The organism is Mycobacterium numidiamassiliense, assembly GCF_900157365.1.
Lineage (GTDB): Bacteria > Actinomycetota > Actinomycetes > Mycobacteriales > Mycobacteriaceae > Mycobacterium > Mycobacterium numidiamassiliense.
The window spans coordinates 995,831-1,021,070 of record NZ_FUEZ01000003.1 but is presented as its reverse complement, the minus strand read 5'-3'; the positions used below and the strand labels follow the sequence as shown (position 1 = coordinate 1,021,070).

20 protein-coding genes and 1 tRNA gene are annotated in these 25,240 nt (G+C 65.1%); 6 read left to right on the top strand and 15 right to left on the bottom strand.

Annotation, left to right across the window (positions count from 1 at the left end; all coding sequences use genetic code 11):
- Positions 1-2: 2 nt before the first annotated feature.
- Positions 3-827 (bottom strand): SDR family oxidoreductase, encoded by an 825-nt coding sequence (locus MNAB215_RS04675; RefSeq protein WP_077078419.1) that lies wholly within the window; start codon positions 825-827, stop codon positions 3-5.
- 64 nt (positions 828-891) lie between these two features.
- Between MNAB215_RS04675 and MNAB215_RS04670 the strand changes: the two genes are divergently transcribed.
- Entirely contained in the window at positions 892-1,584 is a 693-nt protein-coding gene (locus MNAB215_RS04670; protein ID WP_077077663.1) for a demethylmenaquinone methyltransferase, read from the top strand.
- A 7-nt stretch (positions 1,585-1,591) separates the two neighbouring features.
- On the opposite strand, the gene MNAB215_RS04665 is transcribed toward MNAB215_RS04670, so the two are convergent.
- The 3 genes from MNAB215_RS04665 to menJ all read right to left on the bottom strand — a co-directional run bounded on the left by MNAB215_RS04665 (position 1,592) and on the right by menJ (position 4,033).
- A complete protein-coding gene (locus tag MNAB215_RS04665) occupies positions 1,592-2,005 on the bottom strand; it encodes a DUF732 domain-containing protein (protein WP_077077662.1) in 414 nt (137 codons plus the stop codon).
- Positions 2,006-2,050: 45 nt separating this feature from the next.
- A complete protein-coding gene (locus tag MNAB215_RS04660) occupies positions 2,051-2,728 on the bottom strand; it encodes a class I SAM-dependent methyltransferase (RefSeq protein ID WP_077077661.1) in 678 nt (225 codons plus the stop codon).
- An 84-nt stretch (positions 2,729-2,812) separates the two neighbouring features.
- Positions 2,813-4,033, bottom strand: a complete 1,221-nt coding sequence (gene menJ / locus MNAB215_RS04655) for a menaquinone reductase (protein ID WP_425436397.1) — start codon at positions 4,031-4,033, stop codon at positions 2,813-2,815.
- Between the two features lie 21 nt (positions 4,034-4,054).
- On the opposite strand from menJ, the gene grcC1 reads away from it, so the two are divergent.
- The 3 genes from grcC1 to msrB all read left to right on the top strand — a co-directional run bounded on the left by grcC1 (position 4,055) and on the right by msrB (position 6,591).
- Entirely contained in the window at positions 4,055-5,062 is a 1,008-nt protein-coding gene (gene grcC1, locus MNAB215_RS04650) for a nonaprenyl/(2E,6E)-farnesyl/geranylgeranyl diphosphat synthase (RefSeq protein ID WP_077077659.1), read from the top strand.
- A 92-nt stretch (positions 5,063-5,154) separates the two neighbouring features.
- Positions 5,155-6,024, top strand: a complete 870-nt coding sequence (gene htpX / locus MNAB215_RS04645; protein ID WP_077077658.1) for a zinc metalloprotease HtpX — start codon at positions 5,155-5,157, stop codon at positions 6,022-6,024.
- A 33-nt stretch (positions 6,025-6,057) separates the two neighbouring features.
- Entirely contained in the window at positions 6,058-6,591 is a 534-nt protein-coding gene (msrB, locus tag MNAB215_RS04640; protein WP_077078418.1) for a peptide-methionine (R)-S-oxide reductase MsrB, read from the top strand.
- 9 nt (positions 6,592-6,600) lie between these two features.
- On the opposite strand, the gene MNAB215_RS04635 is transcribed toward msrB, so the two are convergent.
- From MNAB215_RS04635 to MNAB215_RS04615, 5 genes are all read right to left on the bottom strand, one after another.
- On the bottom strand, positions 6,601-8,145 hold the full coding sequence (locus MNAB215_RS04635; RefSeq protein ID WP_077077657.1) for a SulP family inorganic anion transporter: 1,545 nt from the start codon (positions 8,143-8,145) through the stop codon (positions 6,601-6,603).
- A gap of 247 nt (positions 8,146-8,392) precedes the next feature.
- A complete protein-coding gene (locus tag MNAB215_RS04630) occupies positions 8,393-9,418 on the bottom strand; it encodes an NAD(P)H-dependent glycerol-3-phosphate dehydrogenase (RefSeq protein WP_077077656.1) in 1,026 nt (341 codons plus the stop codon).
- A gap of 81 nt (positions 9,419-9,499) precedes the next feature.
- Positions 9,500-10,978 carry a flavin-containing monooxygenase gene (locus MNAB215_RS04625; protein ID WP_077077655.1) on the bottom strand — a complete coding sequence of 493 codons (1,479 nt, stop codon included), beginning with the start codon at positions 10,976-10,978 and terminating at the stop codon, positions 9,500-9,502.
- Between the two features lie 74 nt (positions 10,979-11,052).
- Positions 11,053-11,553 carry a DinB family protein gene (locus MNAB215_RS04620; RefSeq protein ID WP_083746000.1) on the bottom strand — a complete coding sequence of 167 codons (501 nt, stop codon included), beginning with the start codon at positions 11,551-11,553 and terminating at the stop codon, positions 11,053-11,055.
- Positions 11,554-11,576: 23 nt separating this feature from the next.
- Positions 11,577-12,068, bottom strand: a complete 492-nt coding sequence (locus MNAB215_RS04615; RefSeq protein ID WP_077077654.1) for a YajQ family cyclic di-GMP-binding protein — start codon at positions 12,066-12,068, stop codon at positions 11,577-11,579.
- Positions 12,069-12,136: 68 nt separating this feature from the next.
- On the opposite strand from MNAB215_RS04615, the gene MNAB215_RS04610 reads away from it, so the two are divergent.
- Together MNAB215_RS04610 and MNAB215_RS04605 are read left to right on the top strand one after the other, a co-directional pair.
- Positions 12,137-12,222: transfer RNA gene (locus MNAB215_RS04610), tRNA-Tyr, on the top strand.
- 249 nt (positions 12,223-12,471) lie between these two features.
- The gene (locus MNAB215_RS04605) at positions 12,472-13,452 is read left to right on the top strand and encodes an acyl-ACP desaturase (protein ID WP_077078416.1); all 981 of its coding nucleotides are present in this window, start codon (positions 12,472-12,474) and stop codon (positions 13,450-13,452) included.
- A 1,712-nt stretch (positions 13,453-15,164) separates the two neighbouring features.
- Here the strand turns inward: MNAB215_RS04605 and MNAB215_RS04595 are convergent.
- The 6 genes from MNAB215_RS04595 to MNAB215_RS04570 form a co-directional block, all read right to left on the bottom strand.
- The gene (locus MNAB215_RS04595) at positions 15,165-16,523 is read right to left on the bottom strand and encodes a hypothetical protein (protein WP_425436396.1); all 1,359 of its coding nucleotides are present in this window, start codon (positions 16,521-16,523) and stop codon (positions 15,165-15,167) included.
- 104 nt (positions 16,524-16,627) lie between these two features.
- Positions 16,628-19,246 (bottom strand): ATP-binding protein, encoded by a 2,619-nt coding sequence (locus MNAB215_RS04590; RefSeq protein ID WP_165691526.1) that lies wholly within the window; start codon positions 19,244-19,246, stop codon positions 16,628-16,630.
- A gap of 57 nt (positions 19,247-19,303) precedes the next feature.
- The gene (locus MNAB215_RS04585) at positions 19,304-20,287 is read right to left on the bottom strand and encodes a DUF1214 domain-containing protein (protein ID WP_425436395.1); all 984 of its coding nucleotides are present in this window, start codon (positions 20,285-20,287) and stop codon (positions 19,304-19,306) included.
- A 34-nt stretch (positions 20,288-20,321) separates the two neighbouring features.
- Positions 20,322-21,557: a cytochrome P450 gene (locus MNAB215_RS04580; RefSeq protein ID WP_077077650.1), complete on the bottom strand. Its 1,236-nt coding sequence runs from the start codon at positions 21,555-21,557 to the stop codon at positions 20,322-20,324.
- Positions 21,558-21,715: 158 nt separating this feature from the next.
- Positions 21,716-22,966: a cytochrome P450 gene (locus MNAB215_RS04575; RefSeq protein ID WP_077077649.1), complete on the bottom strand. Its 1,251-nt coding sequence runs from the start codon at positions 22,964-22,966 to the stop codon at positions 21,716-21,718.
- An 82-nt stretch (positions 22,967-23,048) separates the two neighbouring features.
- A complete protein-coding gene (locus tag MNAB215_RS04570; protein WP_077078414.1) occupies positions 23,049-25,217 on the bottom strand; it encodes an FUSC family protein in 2,169 nt (722 codons plus the stop codon).
- Between the last annotated feature and the right edge of the window lie 23 nt (positions 25,218-25,240).

Sequence of the window (25,240 nt, the reverse complement as noted above, 5' to 3'; positions counted from 1 at the left end):
AGTCAGCCCTGCGCGAGCTCGGCGACCGGCTGCCACTGCTCCCAGGTGCGTAACCGACTCTCGTAGTCGGCCTTGGCCGTCGCGAGCGGCGAGGCGCCGAAGAAGACCCGCAACGGCGGCTCCTCGGCGTCCACCACCTTCAGCAGCGCGGCCGCCGACGCTTCCGGATTGCCGGGATTGGCCCACCGCGTGCTGCGTTCGGCCTCGACCGCGGCGCGCACCTCGTCATAGTCGGACAGCCGCGCGGCGTGCTTTGCCGACGGGCCCGCCCAATCGGTGTCAAAACCGCCCGGTTCGATCAGCGTGACGTGCACCCCGAACGAGACGACCTCCTGCGCCAGCGCCTGCGAGAAGCCCTCCAGCGCCCACTTGGACGCGTGATACGCGCCGACCAACGGAAACGCCGAGATGCCCCCGATCGAGGACACCTGGATGATGTGACCGCTGCGCTGTGCCCGCAGGTATGGCAAGGCGGCCTGGGTGATCCACAGCGCGCCGAACAGATTGGTTTCGATCTGATCGCGTGCGTCCTGCTCGGACAGCTCTTCGACGAAGCCGAACTGGCCATAGCCGGCGTTGTTGACCACGATGTCCAATCGCCCGAAGTGGTCGTGTGCCTGCTTGACCGCGGCGAAGTCCGCCTCGCGATCGGTGACGTCCAACGCAATGGGCAGCAACGCGTCGCCGTATTTCTCCGCCAGGTCATCCAGCGAGGCCGTGTTGCGCGCGGTGGCGGCCACTTTGTCGCCCCGCTCCAGCGCGGCAATCGCCCAGGAGCGCCCGAATCCACGCGATGTACCGGTGATCAACCAAACTTTTTCGCTCACGCGCATGTGCAACGCATCCGCCGTCGTCTGATTCCCGATCCCGAGGCAAGGTAGCGTTCAGGTCGTGAATCGCGCGGCCCTGGACAAGGACCCCCGGGACGTCGCGTCGATGTTCGACGGCGTCGCCCGTCGCTACGACCTGACCAACACGGTGCTGTCACTCGGTCAGGACCGCGCCTGGCGGCGAGCCACCCGCGGGGCGCTGCGGATCGGGCCCGGCCAGAAGGTGCTCGACCTCGCCGCCGGCACCGCGGTGTCCACCGAAGAGCTGAGTAAATCCGGTGCGTGGTGCGTGGCGGCCGATTTCTCGGTCGGGATGCTGACGGCCGGCGGTGCGCGCAAGGTGCCCAAGGTGGCCGGCGACGCCACCAGGCTCCCGTTCGGTGACGGTGTGTTCGACGCGGTCACCATCAGCTTCGGGCTGCGCAACGTCGTCGACACGCTGGCGGGGCTGCGTGAAATGGCCCGCGTCACGCGGCCCGGGGGCCGGTTGGTGGTGTGCGAGTTCTCCACGCCCACAAACACATTGTTCGCCACCGCCTACAAGGAATATCTGATGCAGGCGCTGCCTCGGGTGGCGCGGGCGGTGTCCAGCAATCCCGACGCCTACGTATACCTCGCGGAATCCATCAGGGCGTGGCCCGACCAAGCGGCGCTGGCGCACCAAATCGAACAAGCCGGGTGGTCGGGAGTGCGGTGGCGCAATCTGACCGGCGGCATTGTGGCGCTACACGCCGCGCACAAGCCGCTGCGGTGAAACGAACCTAGTGGTTGTTGCCGGCGGCCTGCACGATGCCGACCTGGTCCGGGCAGTAGTGGTCGACCGCCGCTCCGAGGAACTGTAAGGCTTGCCCCTGGGTGGTGCCGCGCGGCAGGTTCTTCTGCAGGAAGTTGGCCGACGCGTATGCGTCGTGGTCCACACCGTGGGCCAACCGGTCGCAGGTGATCTTGCCGAGCCACGCGAGCTGGTCTTGCGGCTGGTAGATGCCGAAGCCGTTGACGGTGTTCTTGAACGGGGCGTCGTAGTCGCTGGGCGGCGACGGCGTCCTCGGCGTCGGGTATGGCGCCGTTGGCGGCGGGTCGGCCAGCGCGGGAGCGGTAGAATTCAGCGCGGGCACTGCCAGCGCGATTGCTGCTGCTGCCAAAGCGGCGGATGTGACCAGCTTGGTACCCCTCATTAGCCGGACTATACACGTCGAGTTTGAACCGGCGCGGGCCAATGGTCAGCCTAAATGCGCCGACAACAGCCAGCCGCCGATGGAGACCAGGCCGCTGGGTTCCTCGCGCACGTCGGTGACACCGGGCATGCCGAAGAAGTCCTTCGGGGCGTTTGCGTGCAGGCGCGCGGGCCTGATCTCGTCGACGACCCAGTACTTCGACACCACCTCGCGCAGCTCGTCGGCGGTCACCGCATTGATCGGGCCCGCCGGCATGGCGGCCTTGTCGAAGACCAGGGCGAAGTAGGAGGCGCCGGGGGCGGCGGCGCGGCTGATCGACCGCTGGTAACCCTCGCGCGCCTCCACTGGGATGGAGTGGAACAGGGTGCTGTCCACGATGGTGCCGAACCTGCCGTCGTAGCCGGTGAAGTTGCTGATGTCGGCGACCTCGAAGGTGGCCTTGGTCAGACCCCACTTCTCGGCCTCGCGACGGGCCAGCTCGATCGCGGTCGGGGACAGGTCGAGACCCACCGTCGTGTGGCCGAGCTCGGCCAGCGTCAGCGAAATGGCGGCTTCCCCGCAGCCCACGTCGAGGATGTCGCCGTGGAACTTGCGCTGATCGATCAGGGCGGACAGCTCCGGTTGCGGGGTGCCGATGCTCCAGGGCGGTCGCACTCCCTCGCCGAACTGGGTCGATTCGCCGCGGTAGGCGTTTTCGAACTCGAAATCAGTTGGTTGAGTCATGGGCCCATCGTATCTCAACCATCCTGATACATGTCAATGAAGTTGATATTGTGCACGCGTACGATTGCGGGCAAGAAAGTTGGCTCAGCTAAACGGTTTTCGGCGGTCGATGAGCTGAGATACGCGGCCGCCGCCGCGCCAGGCCCGTGCCACCCAGTCTGCGTCGTCGTCGGTGACCAGGTTGGCCATCACCCGCACGGCGATGGTCATCAGCGTGTCCGAACGCATCGCGATGGGCCCGGTGGTGGGCAGGAACCGCTGGAAGGTCAGCAGCAACGCCAGCCGTCGTGCGACCGAAAATCCCCGGCCGTAGTGCTGCTGCAACAACGACGGCCACACCGTCGACAGGTCGCGCGAGTCCAGCAGCTCGACGGCCAGCCTGCCCGTCTCCAGTCCATAGTCGATGCCCTCGCCGTTCAGGGGGTTCACGCAGGCCGCGGCGTCGCCGATCAGCATCCAGTTCGGCCCGGCCACCCCGGACACCGCGCCGCCCATCGGGAGCAGCGCCGACGACACGGCCCGCGGCGGGCCGGTGAAGCCCCACTCGTCGCGGCGCAGGTCGGTGTAGTAGTTGATCAGGGGCCGCAGCGACAGGTCGGCCGGTCGTTTCGCCGTGGACAGTGCCCCGACGCCGATGTTCACCTCGCCGTTGCCCAGCGGGAAGATCCAGCCGTAGCCGGGCAGCACCGTGCCGTCGCGGGACCGCAATTCCAGGTGTGAGGTCAGCCAGGGGTCCTCGCTGCGTTCTGTCGTCAAATATCCGCGGGCCGCGACGCCGTACACCGTCTCCTGGTGCCAGCTCCTGCCCAGCTTTCGGCCCAGCGGTGACCGGGCGCCGTCGGCGACGATGAGGTGGCGACAGCCCACCTCGGTGCCGTCGGCCAAGGTCAGCGAGACCACGCGCTGCGATGAGTCATGTTGTACGGCAACGGCTTTAGACCCGAGCAACATTCGCGCGCCGGATTCCTCGGCGACCTTGCGGATTCGGTCGTCGAGCTCGAGGCGGGCCACCGCGCTGCCGGTGGAGGGGAATGACGGTCCGGGCCAATCCACTTCGATCTCGCCGCCGAAACCGCTCATCCGCAGGCCCCGGTGCCGGATGCGGGTGTTCAGCCAGTCGCCCAGGCCCAGCCGTTCCAGTTCGGCCACCGCGCGCGGCGTGAGCCCGTCACCGCAGGGCTTGTCACGCGGGAAAGTGGCCGAGTCGACGACGAGGACGTCCTTGCCCGCGCGAGCTGCCCAGGCAGCGGCCGCCGAACCGGCAGGTCCGGCGCCCACGACCACCACGTCGGCCTTAGTGTTCACCCTCACCAGTATGTTGGTCGGGTGAGTACTCCGGCGACGGTGGTGGCGGGCTTCGACTTCGGCGATGCCGCGTTCGCCGCGACGGTGCGCGATGGCGTCGAGAAAATCGAGCAGCTCATGGATTTCGAACTGGGCAGCGCCGACCAGGTCATGACCGACTCGCTGACGCATCTGTTCAAGGCGGGCGGAAAGCGGTTCCGACCGCTATTCACCGTGCTGTCAGCGCAGATCGGACCCAACCCCAATGCCGATGAGGTGGCAATTGCCGGGGCGGTCATCGAGCTGGTGCACCTGGCCACGCTGTATCACGACGATGTGATGGACGAGGCTGAGGTGCGCCGCGGGGCGCCGACCGCCAATGTCCGCTGGAGCAACAACGTCGCCATCCTGGCCGGCGACTACTTGTTCGCGACGGCGTCGCGGCTGGTGTCACGGCTGGGGCCCGACGCGGTGCGGCTGATCGCCGAGACGTTCGCCCAGCTGGTCACCGGGCAGATGCGCGAGACCCGTGGTGTCGCCGAGGGAACGGACTCCATCGAGCACTACCTGAAGGTGGTGTACGAGAAGACGGCCTGCCTGATCTCCGCGGCCGGCGAGTTCGGCGCGATGTTCTCCGGAGCCGACGGCGAGGTGGTGGCCCGGCTGAGCAGGCTGGGCGGCATCGTGGGCACCGCGTTTCAGATCTCGGACGACATCATCGACATCGACAGCGATTCCCACGAGTCGGGCAAACTGCCCGGCACCGACGTGCGCGAGGGCGTGCACACCCTGCCGATGGTGTACGCCCTGCGCGAACCCGGACCGGATGGAGATCGGCTGCGCGAACTGCTGGCCGGACCCGTCGAAGATGACGACGCGGTGACCGAGGCGCTGACGTTGTTGCGGGCGTCGCCTGGCATGGCCCAGGCCAAGGACTTTCTGGCGCAGTACGCCGCACAAGCCCGCGATGAGCTGGCCCTTTTGCCCGATGTTGCGGGCCGCCGCGCGTTGGAGACGTTAGTCGAATACACGGTGAGCCGGCACGGCTAGCGCGCTGTGGAACCCGGAAGGTCATCCCGGGCGTTCAATATTCTGTACTCAGCATTTCGCGAGTGTTCTAGGTCTTTTCAAGGAGGACGCTGATGACCTGGCATTCCCATGCCAACGGCCTGAAGACGTTCGCCCTGTTGGCCGCTATGTCTGCGTTTATCGTTTTCGTCGGCCGGCTTTTCGGGCCGACGATGATGTGGCTGGCGGTGCTGTTCGCCGTCGGGATCAACATCTACACGTATTACAACAGCGACAAGCTGGCACTGCGCGCGATGCACGCCCAGCCCGTGACCGAACTGCAGGCGCCGGTGATCTACCGGATCGTCCGCGAGCTGGCCACCGCTGCGCACCAGCCGATGCCACGGCTCTACATCAGTGACACCAACGCACCCAACGCTTTCGCCACCGGCCGCAATCCGCGCAATGCCGCCGTGTGCTGCACCACGGGCATTCTGCAGATCCTCGACGAGCGCGAGCTGCGCGCCGTGCTGGGACACGAGTTGTCCCACGTGTACAACCGCGACATCCTGATTTCCTGCGTGGCCGGGGCGATGGCATCGATCATCACCGCGCTGGCCAACATGGCCATGTTCGCCGGAATGTTCGGCGGCAACCGCGACGAAGAGAATCCCATGGGAGGCTTTGGGCTGCTTCTGGTTTCGCTGCTGGGACCGATCGCGGCGACCGTGGTGAAGCTGGCCGTGTCCCGGTCGCGGGAGTACCAGGCTGACGAGTCGGGCGCCGTATTGACCGGCGACCCACTGGCCTTGGCTACGGCGCTGCGCAAGATCTCCGGGGGCGTGCAGGCGGCGCCGTTGCCGCCGGAGCCGCAACTGGCGAGCCAGGCACACCTGATGATCGCCAACCCGTTTCGTACGGGTGAGCGCATCGGCTCGCTGTTTTCCACGCACCCGCCGATCGAGGACCGTATCCGCCGGTTAGAGGCGATGGCGCGGGACTGACGGCGCGGCGGCGAACGGCCTACGATGGGGAAGATGACTTCCCCCACGCCACCGTCGTCGCGGCCGGATGTGACCCGCAGGCGCATATTGCTCGGCGCCGCGGTGTTGGGCGCGCTCGCCGGGTGTATCGCACAGGGTGCCCCCCTTGCGGCCGCTGCGCCGGGCATGCCGACCGATGCATTCGCGGTCACCCATACCGACGCGGAGTGGCGGCAACTTCTGACCCCGCAGCAGTACGCCGTGCTGCGCACGGCGGCTACCGAGTCGCCCTACAGCAGCCCGCTCAATGATGAGCACCGCACCGGGATCTTCGGGTGTGCGGGCTGCGCGCAGGACCTCTTCTCGTCCACCACCAAGTTCGACAGCGGCACCGGCTGGCCGAGCTTCTGGAAGGCCCTGCCCAACGCCGTACTCGAGAAGCAGGACAGCACCCTGGGCATGGCCCGTACCGAGGTGCTGTGCAGCCGCTGCGGCGGGCACCTCGGCCACGTCTTCGACGACGGCCCCCAACCAACGGGCCTGCGGTACTGCATGAACGGCGTGGCGCTGCGGTTCCGGCCCGCGTAGCACCGGCGTTTACGCGGCCGCCTCGGGCCTTTCGCCTTCCACGAGTTCGGTGTCCGGCCGGCGAATGAAATGACCTATCTCGACCACGCCCTGGACCCGGACCGCGCCATCCGTGGCCTCGTACTGTCGTTGCCAATCGGTAATCGCCTGGTGCGCAGCGTGATCCAGATAGCTGACGGCAATGTTGACCGTCACGGTCTGACCCAGCGGGATCGACGACAACACCCGGGTCAGCCGGGGGAGGGCAAGGAACGTGCACGCCGCACCCTCGACGGTTACCCGCCATTCGTCGCCCGACCACTGGGCATCGACTTTGACCCGGATCACCCGCCACCCGGTCAACACGATGGCCAGCGCGAGCCCGATCATCACGCCGTGTAGCAGATTGAGGAAGACGACGCTGACCGCGGTGACGACGTAGACGGCGAGATCCCGATGCTTCATTGCGGTTTCGATATGAGCGGGCTTCAGCAGCTGGATCCCGATGACGATGAGAAGGCCGGCGAGTGCCGCGGTCGGGATCTGGTCGACCAATCCCGCGAAGGGAATGCTGAACAGCAGGATCCATAGGCCGTGCATGATCGACGAGGCGCGGGTCTTTGCGCCGGCGGTGACATTGGTTGAGCTGCGCACGATTACACCCGTGACCGGTAGGCCACCAATCGTCCCCGAGACGATGTTGGCAGCGCCCTGCCCCATCAACTCGCGGTTGAAGTCGGTGCGTGGCCCGTTGTGCATCCGGTCGATGGACACCGCGGACAGCAGGCTCTCGACGCTGGCGATGAGCGCGACTGTGATGACGCCGATCGCGACGGCGGTCCAATCCCCGTCGGGAAGATCAGGCAGCTGCACCGCATCCAGCGGTGACCCGTCGAGGTCAATCCGCCTCACGTGGAACGGAAATGCCACCGAGATCACGGTCACTACGACAATCGCGACCAGCGGCCCCGGAATGACGCGCACCTTCGACGGGGCCCAACGCCACGCGATCAGGATGGCGATGACCAGAATTCCCAGCAGGACTCCGGGCCGGTGCGCCCCGATGATTTGACCGGGCAGCCCGATAACGTTGTGCCAGGCAGTGCTTTTGGATTTTCCGCCCAGCAGGACGTGTGCCTGTTGCAGCGCGATGGTGATCCCGATGCCGGCCAGCATCGCGTGCACGACGACGGGCGAGATGGCCAGCGCGGCTCGTGCCACCCGGCTAAGCCCCAGCGCGACCTGGAGAACGCCCGCGGCGACGGTGATCAAACACGTTACACCCCAACCAAAATCGGAGACCAGATCGGCGACGACCACGGTGAGCCCGGCCGCGGGCCCGCTGACTTGCAGCGGCGATCCGCCGACCGCACCGACGATGATGCCGCCGACGATCGCGGCGATCAGCCCGGCCAGCACCGGCGCATTCGAGGCAATCGCAATCCCCAGCGACAACGGAAGTGCGACAAGGAAAACCACGAGTGATGAGGGTAAGTCGTGCCGGATGATTGATCGTAGGCGCGCAATTCGCTGGTGCGTCCCACCGTGGTGAAGCTGCCGTTCGGTATCTTGCATCGTCGCTTCCCTCGTTAGGTGTCAGCGGGGGACGCCCTGATATCCGGCCCGCAATTGCGACAAGTCAACATCGCCGTAAACCTGCTCGCGCGCAAGCATTTTCAACGAGGCCAGCTCACGGTGAGCGGCCGGCAACGCCTGGCTACTCCGATTGACGGTATGGGCGCGGCCAAGCGTGGGTCAAGCTAACGGGCCGGGGACATATAGAACGCAAAGATTTTTGTAATCAATTAGTTAACTCCGCTGCTCAGAATCCCGAGCCGTGCACCTCGTGGCCTGGCGTTTCGGCGATCAGGCCGCTGTAGGCCTGCTCCACCGACGACCCGTGGTTGATCACGGCGTCGACCTCGCGAGCGATAGGCATGCTCAGGCCAGACTCATTGGCGAACTCCATGATCACGCTGGCGGCCTTGACGCCCTCGGCGACCTGGTTCATCGATGCGATGATTTCGTCGATGGGCTTGCCTGCGCCCAGCTGTTCCCCCACGTGACGGTTGCGGCTGCGCTGGCTGGTACAGGTGACGATGAGGTCGCCCAGGCCGGCCAATCCGGGGAATGTCTCCGGGTCCCCGCCCAGCGCCACGCCCAACTTCGTCATCTCGCGCAGGGCGCGGGCGATCACCAGTGCGCGGGTGTTTTCGCCGATGCCCAGCGAGTAGCCCATGCCGACCGCGATGGCAAAGACGTTCTTCAGCGCGCCGGCCATCTCGGCGCCGACCACATCGTCGGTGGTGTACACGCGGAACCGGCGGGTGCGGAACAGCCCGGACAGCTGGGTCGCCAGGTGTTGGTCGGGCATCGCCAACACTGCCGCGGCGGCATAGCCCTCGGCGACCTCGCGCGCGATGTTCGGCCCGGCGAGGATGCCCGCCGGATGACCGGGCAGCACCTCCTCGACGATCTGCGACATCCGCATATTGGTGCCCTGCTCAAGTCCCTTGACCAGCGACACCACCGGCACCCAGGGTCGCAACTCCTTGCCCAGTTCGGTGAGCACATCGCGGAACCCGTGTGAGGGCACGCCCATCACGACGACGTCGGCACAGCTGGCGGCCTCGGCGAAGTCGTTGGTGGCACGCAGCGTCTCGCTCAGGATCACGTCGTTGCCCAGGTAGCGGGTGTTGCGGTGATGCTCGTTGATGTCGGCGGCGGTCTCCTCGGAGCGCACCCACTGCAGCGTCGGGCCCCGGCGTGCGCAGATCGACGCCACTGTGGTTCCCCAGGAACCACCACCAAGGACAACGACTTTGGGTTCACGCTTCTCGGCTGCCATGTGGTCAGCGTATTGCCGAAACCTCACATTTAATAGGAGTTCATTCCAGCGTGATCGGCAGGTCCGCGCCGGGTAGCCGAGCTAGCCGGCGATGCGCGCCCGGTCACCGGCGTGGCCGAACACCATCGCTTCGTCGATGCGGTCGAAGCGGTAGTCGAGTGCGTCGGCGAGGTAGTCCTGCCGAACGTTCCACGGGCGTTTGGTGCCGGACTTGGGCAGTTCGTGGGCCGAGCGCTGAACGTATCCGGCCATGATGTCCCAGGACGGTTTGACGGCTATCGGCTCGTCGCCCCGGTGCGGGCTGGCATGGGTGTAGCCGTGAGAAGTCATGTACGCCAGCAATTTCGCGGTGGCGCGGGCCGTGATGTCGGCCCGCAGCGTCCAGGATGCGTTGGTGTAGCCGACGCACCAGAACAGGTTGGGCACGTCCTCGAGCATGTGCGCCTTGTAGACGAAGCGATCCCGGTGGTCGATCCTGACGCCGTCCAGGCTGATCGCGGTCCCGCCCAGAGCCTGCAGCTGCAGGCCGGTGGCAGTCACGACGATGTCGGCGTCGAGGTGCCCGCCGGACTTGAGCGCGATGCCGGTGGCGTCGAAGTGCTCGATGTGGTCGGTCACCACGTCGGCGCGCCCGGCGGCGATGGCGTTGTAGAGGTCGGCGTCCGGAATCAGGCACAGCCTCTGGTCCCACGGGTTGTATCGCGGCTTGAAGTGGGTGTCGACGGCGTAGCCGTCGGGCAGGTTCTTGACCGCCTGGCGCCGCAGCATCGCCTTGATGGGCGTGGGGAACCTCTGGGCGAATTTATAGAACAACGCTTCCTGTACCGCAGTCAAGTATCGGATCGTCAGGTGAGAAATCCTGCGCGGCAACACTTTACGGATAATGTCGGCACTCGGGCGGTTCTTCGGAGCCGAGATCAGGTAGGTCGGTGAGCGTTGCAGCATGGTCACGCTTGCGGCCCGCTCCGACAGCGACGGCAGCAGCGTGACCGCGGTGGCGCCGCTGCCGATCACCACGATCTTCTTCCCGGTGTAGTCGAGGTCTTCCGGCCAGTGCTGGGGGTGAACCACGGTGCCGCTGAACTGTTCGATGCCGGGGAAGTCGGGGGTGTAGCCCTGGTCGTAGTTGTAGTAGCCGCTGGCGAAATACACGAACCGGCTGCGGTAGCGCTTGCTGGCGCCGTCCTGGTCCACCGTGATCGTCCAGGTGTCGGTTGAGGAGTCCCAGTTCGCCGCGCGCACGTAGCTGTTGAACCGGATGTGGCGGTCGATGGCGTACTTACGTGCGGTGTCGGTCAGGTACTCGCGGATGTGGGCGGCGTCGGCGATGCCTTCCTGGCGGGTCCACGGCTCGAAGGGGAAGCACAGCGTGAAGATGCTGCTGTCGCAGCGCACGCCCGGGTAGCGGAACAGGTCCCACGTGCCGCCGATCTGCGCGCGACGCTCGAGGATCGTGTAGGTCAGACCCGGATTACGTTCGGCGATCCGATATGCCGCACCGATGCCGGAGATACCGGCCCCGACGATGATGACGTCGACAAAGTCGGCCTCAGGGGTCATCGTGAACCTCGCTTTAGTTGTGGGACTCGTCACTAGCCTAGGGCCGAGCGGCTGAGCGGATCAGCGAAACCCGGCTAGTCGATTTGGTGGGTGATGTCGCGCAGATGGTGTTGTGCCTCGTGCAGGGTATGCATGGCGACCCACCGCAACGATCGCTCGCTGGTTTCCGGGAAGTGATAGAGCAGCGTGCGGTTCCAGTCGTCGTCGGACAACCGGGTCAGGGCGTTGCCGAACATCTGCGCGGCGTCAGCCAGCTGGCGGGCCACGTCGGCGGGCTCCTGCTCGGCATACCCGTCGTGCACCACCCGCTCGTCGCGTCCCATCGCGGGGTAGTCCGGTCGATCCACCCGACGGGCGGCAAGCACGCGCTCGCGCTGGACGAGCAGCACATCGCGCAGATGGCATCCGTATTCCAGCGGCGACCAAACCTCGGGGTGTCGCCGCGACCGCACGTCGACGTCGCCGTCGCGCAATACGGCCGCGGCCGCGCCGACCCGTTCATTGATGGCCTCGACGGCGGTCGTGGCCTTAGTGAGGTCGTAAACGAAGCCGCACTGTGCACATTCCTCGGTCATCGCGACGGGCAGCAGGGCGCACGCTAGCGATAGTTCACGAACTGCAGCGCCACATCCAGGTCGGCGTTGCGCAGCAGCGCTTGGACGGCCTGCAGGTCGTCGCGCTTCTTGCTGGAGACCCGGATTTCGTCGCCCTGGATCTGGGCTTTGACGCCCTTGGGCCCCTCATCGCGAATGAGCTTGGTGACCTTTTTGGCGTTCTCGCTGTCGATGCCCTGCTTGAGGGTGCCGGTGAGCTTGAAGGTCTTGCCCGAGGCCTGCGGTTCGCCGGCATCGAAGGCCTTCATCGAGATGTCGCGACGGATCAGTTTTTCCTTGAACACGTCGACGGCAGCCTTGATGCGCTCCTCGGTGGAGGAGGTGAGCTCGACTGCCTCCTCGCCTTTCCACGCGATCGTGGTGTCGGTGCCGCGGAAGTCGAAGCGCGTAGCCAGTTCCTTGGCGGCCTGGTTTAGCGCGTTGTCGACTTCCTGCCGGTCGAACTTGCTGACGATGTCGAACGATGAGTCCGCCATGCAATGCCCTTCCTCGGTGGTGCTAGCCGTTTGTGCTCTGTCTACCCCTTCGTTGTAACCTGCTAGGCGGCAGGTTGCCCGAGTGGCCAATGGGAGCGGACTGTAAATCCGTCGGCTTACGCCTACACTGGTTCGAATCCAGTACCTGCCACCACAGGTCAGAGGCTGTTTCTGGGCCCGCGACAACGGTTTTGGACACCTCGGCCGTCGGGGGGCGTGGGAGCGGTCCGTTATTGGCGCCCGACGTGCCGACTGAGGTCCCGCTGGTTGCGCCGTCGCCCGCGTATCGTGCGATCCGGGATATAGCCGGCGCGAAGGACCGCTGGTCATATCCCACCAGCCGTGCGACAGATTCTTGAACCGCCGCTTGGCACGCGAATGCGATGTGACCGTGGGGGGTGTCATGTCTGGCCAGCTAACCGATCTACAGCTGCTGCACGAACTCGAGCCGCTTGTCGAGAAGTACATGAATCGGCACCTGAGCATGCACAAGCCCTGGAACCCGCACGACTACATTCCGTGGTCGGAGGGGAAGAACTTCTACGCGCTCGGTGGCCAGGATTGGGACCCCGAGCAGAGCAAGCTTTCTCAGGTCGCGCAGGTGGCGATGGTGCAGAACCTGGTCACCGAGGACAACCTGCCGTCCTATCACCGCGAGATCGCGATGAACATGGGCATGGACGGCGCCTGGGGTCAGTGGGTCAACCGCTGGACCGCCGAGGAGAACCGGCACGGCATCGCGCTGCGCGACTACCTGGTGGTGACGCGCTCGGTTGACCCCATCGAGCTGGAAACGCTTCGCCTCGAGGTGGTCAACCGCGGCTTCAGTCCAGGCCAGAACCAGCAGGGCGAATGCTTCGCCGCGAGCGTCACCGACTCCGTCCTCTATGTCAGTTTCCAGGAGCTGGCGACCCGGATTTCGCACCGCAACACCGGCAAGGCCTGCAACGACCCCATTGCCGACCAGCTGCTGGGCAAGATCTCGGCCGACGAGAACCTGCACATGATCTTCTACCGCGACATCAGCGAGGCCGCGTTCGACCTCGTCCCCAACCAGGCGATGAAATCGCTGCACATGGTGCTGCGTCAATTCAGGATGCCGGGCTTCTCGGTACCCGAGTTCCGGCGCAAGGCGGTGATCATCGCCGTCGGAGGTGTCTACGACATCGGTATCCACCTGAACGAGGTCGTGCTGCCGGTGCTGAAGAAATGGCGCATCTTCGAGCGCGAGGATTTCACCGGCGAGGCCGCCGGCATGCGCGACGACCTAGGCAAGCTCATGGACGAACTCGCCGCCGAGTCCGCCAAGTTCGAGGAGTCCAAGCAGCGCTACCTCGCGCGCCAGAATCGCGTCTCGGAGAAGTTGGCCGCCAAGACAGGCTGACCGCTCAGGTCGCGCGGTAGAAACGAGCTCAGGCTGTCGCCGTAGGCTCATGGCGATGCTGGAGACCTCCTGCGGGCCTGCGCGTTTGATGTGACCGCAGACGATGTCGTGTGGCGCCGCATGCCCGCGATCGTCCACCCGCTGGCGGTGGGACGGGCCTGCCCGAGGGCTTGCTGTTACATCGAGATGTTGATGAGCGAAAGCACCGGGCTGCACCCGGTTGCCGTCACGGCGGTAAAGGCGAGGATTACGGCGACAGCGACTTTGCTGGTGATTCCCGACATACATGCACTCCATTCGTTCGTGGCTCGACTAGACATTGGTGATGAGAGGCACCGGCACGTCCCGTGTGCCGCATGGTGTTTGCTGAGTTAGACAGCTGGCTCTTGAGGCGGCAGGCGAGCACCGTAACGAGGTTCTACGATCAGGCCCGCAGCGTCAAAAGCCAGCCGCTATCCCGCCGCTATCGCAAAGTCAGAATGAGAAGACCGAAAAGACCGGCGTGCATCCCGACGCGGTCAAGGCGGTGAAGGTGAGGATTGCCGCGACAGCGACTTTGCTGGTTAGGCCCGACATACATGCACTCCATTTCGTTTCCACTTTCCAGCTGGCTCACACGAAGCCAGACGGGCGGTGTCAGGAGGCACAATGTGCCGCCACTCCCGACTCCGAAACAACAAGAGCATGAAGGCGCCCACCGTCGCATTCAGTCCCGATTCAACCGGAGCAGAGCGTACCCCAAGAATGGTTAGGCATACCAGATCTACCGGCAAGTAAGGTTCTGATGTTGTATTGCGCCTTTAGGGACTCACTTTGCGGATGGCTTGCCGTCCCGGTATGCGCGACGTCGGACGGCGCGCACACCGGAAAGCGCCGCGACGATTGTGTCGGGCGCGAGTGATGAACTCGACTCACATATGCAGATTTGGCAGACACACGCACGCTTCAGTCTGCAGTGCGCGTGTTTGCTGACTCAGACGTCTGACCGCTTGACGCGTCCACGAGCTAAGGAAACAGACTGTCAGAAAGGGCCCGCGGCGCCGAAGGTCAAGGCGCTGTCCCTCAGGTAGTGAGGGCTCAGAACGAGAACAGCGAAAAGACCGGTGTGCATCCCGACGCGGTCAAGGCGGTGAAGGTGAGGATTGCGGCGACGCTGACTTTGCTGGTTATTCCCGACATGCATGCACTCCATTCGTCCCGATGTCGCCCCGGATCAAGGGGAAGCCGGGGCGTTGGCGTCGGGAGGCGCCGAAAAGCGGGCACTCGCGACGCCGATACAACAAGAGCATGAAGGCGCCCACCGTCGCATTCAGACCCGATTCGGCCGGAGCAGATAGTAACCCGCGACGAACGAGCAGCACTGGGAAACGGGCGATTGAGCGGATTTTTCTTATCTGTTGTCCGTGCGTCGACAAAGCCGATACTTACGTTCTCGAAAGATCAGTCCCATCGCCCACACCTAGCGTCGATGTTGTTACGCCGACGGGGGGAAGTTGATGACATCACGCATCAAGCCCCGTCGACTGCCGGCCTGTATCCCGCACCTTCCCTGCTGACGCTTCGCTCAGCGGAGAAGTGACCGCTGCCGCTGTGGACGTCGCCAATGTCGCCGACGTCCGCAGCGTCAGCACGCGGCCACACAGGTCAAATCCTGGACCTGTCGCTACCGGGGTCCGCGGGGCGGTGCAGGCGGCCGACTTGGCTTCCCGACGCTAGAACCAGGGGCCCGGGTAATGCCCTTCCTGGTCTTGCACCATGACGATCTCCTTGCACCCCCCGCTGGGCGGCGCGGCCGTCTCGCCGCGGCACACCAGCGTCCAGCCGGATATCCGCGAAAACGGTCGCACCGACCAGTTCGTCGCGACCGGGTCGGTGGCCGGCAGGGCGATGACGGCATATGTCCCGCCATCGTTGGTGATGTAGATGTGGTCGTCGAAGAACGCCAACTTCGATATCGACAACTTCTTCGCTTCGTCCCGGTTCTTCAACAGGTCCCACTGCTGGGTGCGCAAGTTCCACACGCCGAAGCCGAACTGCGAGTTGTCCGAATTGAGAGCATCGACGAAGAGTTTTCCGCCGGATAAGGTTGTGGCCAGTCCACTGCCCGAAACACGTTCGGAATCACCGAATTTGATCAGTGCCTTGGAGTTGAGATCGAGGAACACCGTCGATGCCACCTTGGGGTCGTACGAATCCCAGCGCGACATCTTCACCAATTTATCTGGCCCATCAGACAATTCGCCGTCAACGGTCCAAATGTCATTATTTTGATAAATGGACTCGCCGGTAGGGCGCCGCAGCTCTGCTCCCCATGTCTTGCCGGGCTCGGTGTTGCGTTGGAAGGAAAGAACGTCCTGCCATACCCGGCCGGGCTGCGGGTCATTCCACATCATGGAAAGGTCAGTGCTCGAGAGGATTACGGTTCGCGGCGGCGACGCGACGTGTCCGTCGGTAAAGGCATTCAGCCAGGCCGCGCCGGATGTGGTCGCAGCCAGGCCCCACTCCTTCGCGTCAGCCAATTTCAGGTCGGGGGTTGGCGGTTGCAGTTCTTTCGTCGCCAACGGCGCCGTCGACTTGAAGTCGAACACATAGGCCATCGCTTTGGTGAGTTCGGGTGCCAGTGCCTGCGCCGGCTTGAAAGTCGTGATGACATAGACGACTTTGAGATCGTCGATGGTGGTGCCGGCCAGCGCGCACACGCCGCCGGTCACATTTTCACCGACAGGAAGTGTGGGGATGGGCGGCGCCACGTATTGCCCGGTTTTCGGGTCGAACACTTTGGGGCGGATATCGTCGAGTGCTGTTTTGCTGAGTGAGAATTTATCCGGGCAGCCGAAGTAGGCCGTGCCGCCGTAACTCTTCCAATCCTTTTCCAAAGGACCGGTCACCGACGGCGCCGGGGGAGCCGTACTGGGCGCGGGTTTCGGCATCGAAGCGGCAGCCGGTGTCGCCGGTCTGGCCGCGGGCGGGGATGCGGTCTCCGAACACGACGCCACGATCAAACACAGCGCCCCGGCGACGACGGCAAGTCCGCCACCTCGCTTTTTCGCGAGCCGATAAAGCCCACCCATAAGCAAACCCCCGTTAACTTCGTGTAACCCACGAGCGTAGGGTGCGTCCCGGGCAAACGCGACTTGTGTCTGGCAGGTCTTTGTCACATTGCCGATGGCCTTTTCTACATCGAAGCGGCCAGCGCGACGTGGCCTTCGAAGCCGAGGTCTGCCGATTTCCGCCGGTATCGTTCCCGCAATTCCCGATAGCTGGATTCCTCCTTGCGGGCGCGGGCAAGTTGAGCGCGCATACGAAGCAACCAGACCTCGTACAGCGTCACACCCAGCTCGGACATCACGCTTGTCCACTGGGCGATGACCGCGTCGGCCTCCGCGAGGTCGCGATCCAACTTTCGGGTCAACAAGACCTCCACCAACGCCGCCGTTGCCGGGATGTTCCACATGACTGAACCCGCGGCGGTGTTGTGCGCAACCGCATGTCGCGCCAGATTGACCGCATTGTCGGTGTAGCCGAGTCGGGCCTGCTCGCGCGCCACGTAAGCCTCGACGATGGACTGGATGCTGGAAAACCGCTGCTGCCAATCACGTTCACTTACCATCAGCAGTAGCTGAAGGCCCGTGTCACGATCGGAGCCACCGTTGTGAATGAGGGCAATACCCCGTGCACTTCGGGCCAGATCGAGCCCGAGATTGTCGCCTGTCTGCTCTGCCAGCGCCAAGGTATCCGCGGTGTCGCGCAGCATGGCGGTGTAGGGCCGTATCACCCCGTAGGCCAACGGCATCACATACGAATACCAACTCACGCCGGAGAACGCGAATGCATCCAAGGTACGCGCGCGCACCATCGCTTGGTCGAAATCCGTTTTCCAGCCTGGCATTCCGAGACAAATGCGGGCGACACCTCGTACTGCGATCGCGGTCGGTACCGGAACGGCGAAGATGAGCTTGCCCTGGCCAAGGTCGCCTTCGGCGGCCTCGATGACACGTCGGGCAAACCGCAGCACTTCGGTCACATCGCCGACTTCATGCTTGGGGCCCAACACCGCCGCCGACAGCGAGACCGTCAAGGCCGGATCTCCGATTTCTACCAGCAACTGCGCCAGTTCCGATGCCAGATCGGCCGCCTCCCGCACCCGCGAGCTCAGGAACCGCGCTTGGATCATCCCGGCCATGCCGACAGCCAGTGACCGCTGATCACCTGCAGCGGTGCAGAGCTCGCGCAGTTCGGTGAAGTTTGCGATATCCCCCTCACCTCCGACACGAAACTCAGACCCGCACAACAGGGTTCGAGACGCAATGCGCATGGGCAGGTGGCCGGGATGGTTCTCGGGTATCCGATCGGCCATGTGCTGCGCGCGGCGCCAGCGTTCCCGTGCCGCGGCGACGTCGCGATTGCGCGACCAGGTCGCCGCGCGCATGTGCCAGGCGAAGGCCCCGGGCAGATCCGCCGCTGCTTCGAGGTGTTCCGCGATCAACGCGGCGTTATCGTCTCCCGAATCCTGCCTCTGTTCCAAGGCATTCGCCAAACGACGGTGCAGTTGTGCGCGATCGGATTTCAGCTGGGACTCGTAGGCGACGGCGCGGATAAGAGGGTGGCGAAAGGCGTATTCGCCGTGCGGCGTGAATCTCACCTGATCGACGACTTCGGCTTCGATCAACGCCGACACGTCGGGTTTCTCGTCCAGGTCGCTGAGAATATCTCCACCAAAATGCAGCCCGATCACCGCGGCCGCGTTCAGGGTGCGTTTAGCGGTGGGTTCAAGCCGATCGATGCGCGCCCCGATGGTGGCCTGCAGGGTAGCCGGCACCTGCACCTCAGCGAGGTCGGCGCGCTTCTGGTACTCACCGCGCCGGCCGTGCAGCACGCCACGTTCGGCCAAGTCGCGCACCATCTCCTCGGCGAAAAACGGGTTTCCGGCGGCGCGGGCGGTGACCAGCGCGGCCACCTCCGTCACCGATCCGTCTGTGCCAAGGAGTTCCGCGGTCAGCGCCGAGGCCTGCGCGCCGCTGAGCGGACGCAGCGCCAGCACCTGCGCTCCCGATATCCGGCTCAGCGCTCCACGATATTCGGGGCGGTATGTGACCAACACCAAAGATCGCGTATGTGTCAGTGCGGCAAGCATATTGGCCAACATCGATTCGCTGGCCCGGTCGATCCAGTGCGCATCTTCGATCACGTACACCGCCGGTGCGCTGCGGGCCAGCGACGCGGAATTGATCAGGGTGATCAACCGCCGCGTGCGCGCGTCGGGTGCGACATCGGGCAACGGGACCGACAGATCGCGGATGCCCAGCAGGTCGTCGAGTAGCAAGAGATCCTCGGGCTCGGCGTCGCCGAATCGCTCGCGCAAGCGGCCGCGGGCTGTATCCGTTGTGTACTGGTCGATTTCAAGTGCTGCGCGAAGCAGGTGCGCCACCGTACGAAACGGGATATCGCAGGCGTGCGACTCGCAGTAGGCGCCGAATACCGGGATACCGCGGGCCCCGGCGGTGGCCGCGGCTTCGCGGGCCAGCCGGCTCTTTCCGATGCCTGCCGGACCGGTGATGTTGACGATGCACCCGGCGCCGTTGACCGCCTCATCGAAAATGCCGCCGAGTGTGTTGAGTTCCCAGGTGCGACCGACCAGGGGCGCATCGCTGCGACGACCGGCCGGCTGATCCCTGGCAGCGAGCAGTAGCCGAGCGTGCAGCGGTGCGTCAAACCCCGATCCGCAAGCGTGACAGAAGCGAGCGTCGGTCGTCAGCGCCGCGGTGCCGCACACCCGGCATAACGTAGCTGACACGATCCGATACCTGCCGATCCGTGGTCGCGGTCACCCGGTCCCGGTCAGAATAGAGCCTCAGGAACTCGATGCAAGCGGCTGGGCTTCAGGGAATGTCCACTCACCGTTGAGGATCGCCTCGTGCGGTCGATACAGCCGGACGAGGTAGTTCCACCCGGGCGTGATCGGCAAGCAGTTTGCTGATTCGCTATCGCGGCCGCCGAACTGGATGGTGATGGTGCCGTCGGGGTCACGCTGGGCGGTGACGTTGTTCAGCGAATAGGCGTTCTGCGGATTGGGGGAGAAGTAGCCGTCCTTGTTGTAGACGGTGACCGACCAGAACCCGTCGACGGGAACCTGGCCCACCGTCAGTTGGTAGCCGGTGGTGCCGTCGTTGTTGGCCGGATGGAAGCTCAGGTACGTGGCATCTGTTTCGGGGTTTCCGCCCCATCCCGTTGCCGCGCCGATCAGCCGGCGGACCGGGTCGGTGTTGTCTTTGGTGCCGAACATCCCCGAGAATTCCGGCAACGTGGCGGCGAGTTGATTAAGTGCATCCCTTACGGCCTTCTGGCTGACGGGATCCCACTTCGGGATTTCAAAGCTGCCCGCCTCTTTCTGCGCAACCGCGACGGCATCTTGCAGCGCATGGACTTGTTCGATGTCGGCATCATCGTTGGGATTGACCAGGATGCGAATGACCACCATGACATACCGCGTACCGATCTCGGCGCGGGTCAGGGTGTGATCGCCCTGTCCATAGAACACGGCGGGCACGTAGTGGTCTTCGGTGATCACCTGCATTGACATGAATCGACCGTTGGGGTCGGGGAGCGACACCGTGACCGGTCCGGCGTCGAGGTCGAAGACGCCGGCCGAGTACAGCGTGTCGCGATTCGAGCGAATGACGAACTGCTTATCCAGCGGTGTGAGCTCCCGGATGTGCTTGAATCTGCCGACCCCGCCGTCTCTCACGATATTGCCGAAATACAGGTCACTCTCGGCGTGGGCGAAGTTGTCCGGTGAGACCGGCACCGCACCGTCGGATGTCTTGCGCGCTTTCACCATTGAAGACCCTACGCGCAACGGCAATGGATGACTATCGGGCCACTTCGAATTCGATGGGCAAACTCTTCGGCCCGCTCAGGCTCACCATGGGCTTCCACGGAACCGGTCCGGCGGTGCGCGGGTTTTTCAGCCGCTGGGCGAGCACGTTGAGCGCTTCGGCGATCTCCCGCCTGGCCAGGTTGGCGCCAAGGCAGTAGTGGACTCCACCGCCGAAGGTCAGGATCGCGGGGGCCCCTTCGCGGGTGATATCGACGCGATCCGGATCGTCGTAGATCGTTGGATCGCGGTTGGCCGCAGCGGTATTCACTAACACGTGGGTGCCTGCCGGGAAAATATAGCCGTCGAGCTCGACGTCTTGGGTCACCATGCGCAGGGTTCCGCACGCGATCGGCGAGTGACGCATCGTTTCCTCGACGGCCGGCATCGCCAATTCGGGTCGCTCCCTGAGTAACTCCCACTGCTCTGGGTGCTCGCACAGCACATGCACCGAGGCGGCCACCTGATTGCGGGTCGTGTCGGTGCCCGCCAGCAGCAGGCCGCCCGCGAGCATGCGCAGCTCGGCGGTGCTGAGGCGGTCACCGTCGTCCTCGGCCCGAATCAAGTCGGAAAGCAGGTCGTCGGTCAGGCTGTGCCGGCGCCTGGCGACCATGTCGTCGATATAGTCGTCGAGCTCTCGCCATGCGCGCATGGCGGCGGGCTCCACCTCGCGCACGTCGATGGTGAAGGTGAAGACCTTGAAAACGTCGTCGGCCCAACAGGAGAACTGTTCCCAATCCTCGCGGGGTGCGCCGAGCAGCGCGCAGATGATCGGAACCGGATAGGGGCGCGCGAGGTCGGTGACGACGTCGCAGCGGCCCGCGTCGCCAACCCGATCGACCAACGCGTTCATCACCTCGACCATGGTGTCGTGCAGGCGCAGGGTCGCTCTCGGCGTGAATGCCTTGGACGTCAGACTGCGCAGCCGATGGTGGGTGTCCCCCTCGATGCACAGCAGGCTGTTGACCACCTTGTCCCACAGTGGGCCGGATGTGATGCCCTGGGAGAGGAGGTTTATCCCGGGTGGGATTTGGAAGCGGGTGTCGCGCAGCACGGAACGGACCAGGCGGTACGACAGCACTTCGGGCCCGAACGGCCCGATCGCTATCGGCGCTTCCCGCTGCGCTGCGCGCAGGCGAGGGTAGACCTCGGCCGGACTCTCCTCCGCTGCGTAGTCGAGGGTCGGCAGATCGGAGTCGAAAACGCTTGCGGGAGCTGTACCTACGGTCATGACGGTCTCCTTAGCGCGGAAGCGCGGGGCGCGGAGCGCGTGGACAACTCTGAGCCAATGTATGGCCGCGCTGCACCGATGTCAACGATATGCGGTGCCGGGACCCGATGCTGGCCATACATTTTTATGGAAGCGTACGCCCGCTGGGATTGGTCGCCCTACTGCGGCACCGGGTGGGCGCGCTGGTAGTCGACCTGCCAGTGCTTGATGCCGTTGATGAACGGTGACCGCAGTCGCTCGGGCTCTCCTGCCGCGGCCAGGTCGGGTGCGTGGTCGGCGATCGCGTTGAACATCAGGTCGATCGTCATGCGAGCCAGGTTGGCTCCGATGCAATAATGCGCACCGGTGCCCCCGAACCCGAGGTGCGGGTTGGGGCTGCGCGAGATGTCGAAGGTGTACGGGTCGTCGAAGACCTCTTCGTCGAAGTTGGCCGAGCGGTAGAACAACGCCAACCGCTGGCCCGTCTCGATCCGCACCCCGCCGAGCTCCGTATCCACCAGCGCGGTGCGCTGGAATGCGGTGATCGGGGTGGCCCAGCGGATGATCTCGTCGGCCGCGGTCTTGGGCCGCTGCGCCTTGAAAAGCTCCCACTGGTCCCGGTTCTCGGTGAAGGCCATCATGCCCTGCGTGATCGAGTTGCGGGTCGTCTCGTTGCCGGCGACGGCGAGCGTGACCACAAACATGCCGAATTCGGCATCGGAGAGCCGTTGCCCGTCGGCGTCGGCCCTGACCAACGCCGTGACGATGTCATCGGCGGGGTTCTCGGCCTTCTGCGCCGCCAATTGCATTGCGTACCACATCAATTCGGCCGCAGCGGTCAACGAGTCCTTGTCGGCGAACTCGGGGTCGTCACTGCCGATCATGTTGTTCGACCAGTCGAACAGCTTGTCGTAGTCCTCGAGCGGCACCCCGAGCAGGCTGGCGATGGCCTCGAGCGGCAACTTGCAGGCGACCTGGCGGACGAAGTCGCCCGGGCCGTCCGTTGCCGCCTGGCTGATGATCTCCCGCGCTCGCTCCGCGAGGTCGGCGCGCAGCCGGTCGACGGCACGCGGTGTGAAGGCGCGGGAGACGATCTTGCGTAACCGGCTGTGTTCGGGATCGTCCATCATGATCATCGACGCCCGCCCGGCCTCGATCTGGCCCGCCGCCTGGTCTTCCGGATAGCGCGGCACGATGGACTTCGCGGCCGACGAGAAGACATCGCAGCGCAGCGAGGCCTCGCGGATATCGCGGTGCTTGCTGACCACCCAGTACCCACCGTCACCGAATCCGCCCTGATCGAGTGGCTGCTCGTTCCACCAGATCGGCGCCGCACGGCGCAGCTCGGCCAACTCCTGCACCGGTAGTCGGCGGGCGTAGATGTCGGGGTCGGTGAAGTCGAACCCGGGCGGAAGATTCGGAGTAGCGATGGGCCTGCTCCTCGCGACGTTGCGGCGGCGGTTGTTACGAGATGCTAGCCCCGGTCCGGCGCGACGTCGATGGTTGCGGAAATCAGCGTGCCGCCGGACTCGGGGCCTTTAGGCCGTCGCGGGCACCGAGGTTGATTGCCTCGGTGATGATGGACCGCTCGATCTGGCGGAGCGCGTGTACCGCGGTGAGGAACCGTCGAATATCGAGTTGCGGTTCACCCTCGCGGAGATTGCGGGCGCGGCACTCCGCGGAATCGAGGTCGTCGGTCGCGGAATCGACGGTCACGTCGTCGGCGCCGTCGACGAGCGCGATGAGCGCGTCGATGTTGCGCCGGGTCTGTGTCGCGGCGGAGATGAAGGCGTCCGACAACCGTTCGGACCCAACGGGGTCCTGGTATCGCTCGCTGTTGCGGGCCAGGCTTCGACCGTACTGATCGCACGCGCCGAATATCCGCAGACCGCGCTGAATGCTTCGCCGGCTGGCCGGGCCGGTGACACCGGCCAGCAACGGCTTGGCGGTGACCCGGAACTGTTGGAGGTTGCGGTCCAGCTCCCGCGCCCGTTCCGTCGGGCTGGTCGTCTCGTCACCGCCGAACATCGTCGCCGTGGAGATGTCGATCAGGTCCGACAGGCTGGCCAGAAACGTCTTGGTGTCCTTGCGGATAGCGGTCCGGGTATGCGTCGGCAGCACCACGATGGCTACGGCGATGCCGATCACGGCGCCGATCGCCGTCTCCTCGATCCGCAGCATCAGCACGCCGAGGGAGAATTCGCCGAGCAGACCGTAGAGCAACGCCAGCATCGTGGTGATCCAGAACGTCATCAGGCTGTAGGTCACCGTCATGAAATAGAAGGCGCAGAACAAGCACACGACGATCGCAACCAGCGATCCCGTCTTGTCGCCGGCGAACAGCGTGGCCACCAGCACGCCGCAGGGCACGCCGAGCACGGTGCCGAGCAGTCGTTGCCAGCCTTTGGTGAGCGTTTCGGCCCAGGAGTTGGTGCCCGCGAAGATCACGAATGCCGCAATCACCGCCCAATACCAGCGAGTGGGCGACAACAACTCGCCGGCCACGATGGTCAACGAGGCGGCGACGGCCACCTGGATGGCTTGCCGGGTCGTCTGCGGCAGGCCCTGCTCCGGCGGCTCGTCATCGGCGGGTGGCGCGCTGTCGATGGCCTCGACCGAGGCAGTATGCCCGGAAATGGCGCCCTCGACGATGGCCCGCACTTCGGCTGTCGCGGTGGCCGCGTTGATGATTGCCAGCGCAAGGCGGCGCACCGCGGCGTCGCCCTCGTCGTCGGTGGCGCTATCCGGCTGGTGGTCGAGAACCCGTTGAGCCTGGCTCGCAGCCTGCCGAAGGCCGCCCTCCTGTGGCGCGCGCATCGCCCGTGACAGCAGTGCGAGCGCCGTGACCATCTCGGCGCGGGTCGCGTCCGGTATCGCCGAGGGATCCTGCGAGGAGATTACGGCCGCTCGGCGGCCAGCGGTGGCGACCCATTCGATGGCGAGTTCGGCATCGAACAGCCACGGCGCCAATTGTTCTGCGCTGACGCCGCGGTAGAGCATGGCGGGGTTGAACTTGTCTTCGATCTGGTCCTGCATCATCAGGGCGGTCTCGTTGAGCCGGATGGTGCGGGCCCGCATCTGGCGGCGTCGGCGTTCATCGAGGCGGCCCGTGCGCACCACCTCGGCGGTAGTGTCGATGACGATGGCCATCCGCGCCCGCAGCGCCCGAATCGTCGCGTGCAGCACGCGTTCTGGTCGATCGGGCAGCACGTAGGTGCTCATCACGAACGTGCACACCGTCCCCACCACGACGGCCGCGATCAACCAGGGCAGCTCCGCGAGGCCGGCTCGCAGGTACAAGGTCATGAAGTAGGACATGAAGGCGACCATGCCCAGCGCTCTGCCGCGCGCTTGGAAGCGCCGGACGTAGACCGCGCCGAACACCACCGCCACGAAGACCACGTCGGCGGCGATGGGGTGCGGAGCCAGCAACGTGGCCGCGACGACGGATGCCGTCGCGGGCAGTGGGACGAGCGCCATGGTGATGCGCTGCTGTTGCGGGTCCGGCTCGTTGACGGATCGGGCCGCGATCATGGTGATGACGACGCCCAGCAGCGCCACCGTCAGCGGCTGACCGGTCGCTTTGGTCAGCACGGAGAGCACGGCGAGTGAGCAGCCCAGCGCGGCCGTGGTTCGAGTCGCCATGCGCAGCCGCAGCAGCCCCGGGTCAGACCCGATCAACCAGTTTCGGGCCCGTTCGTAGA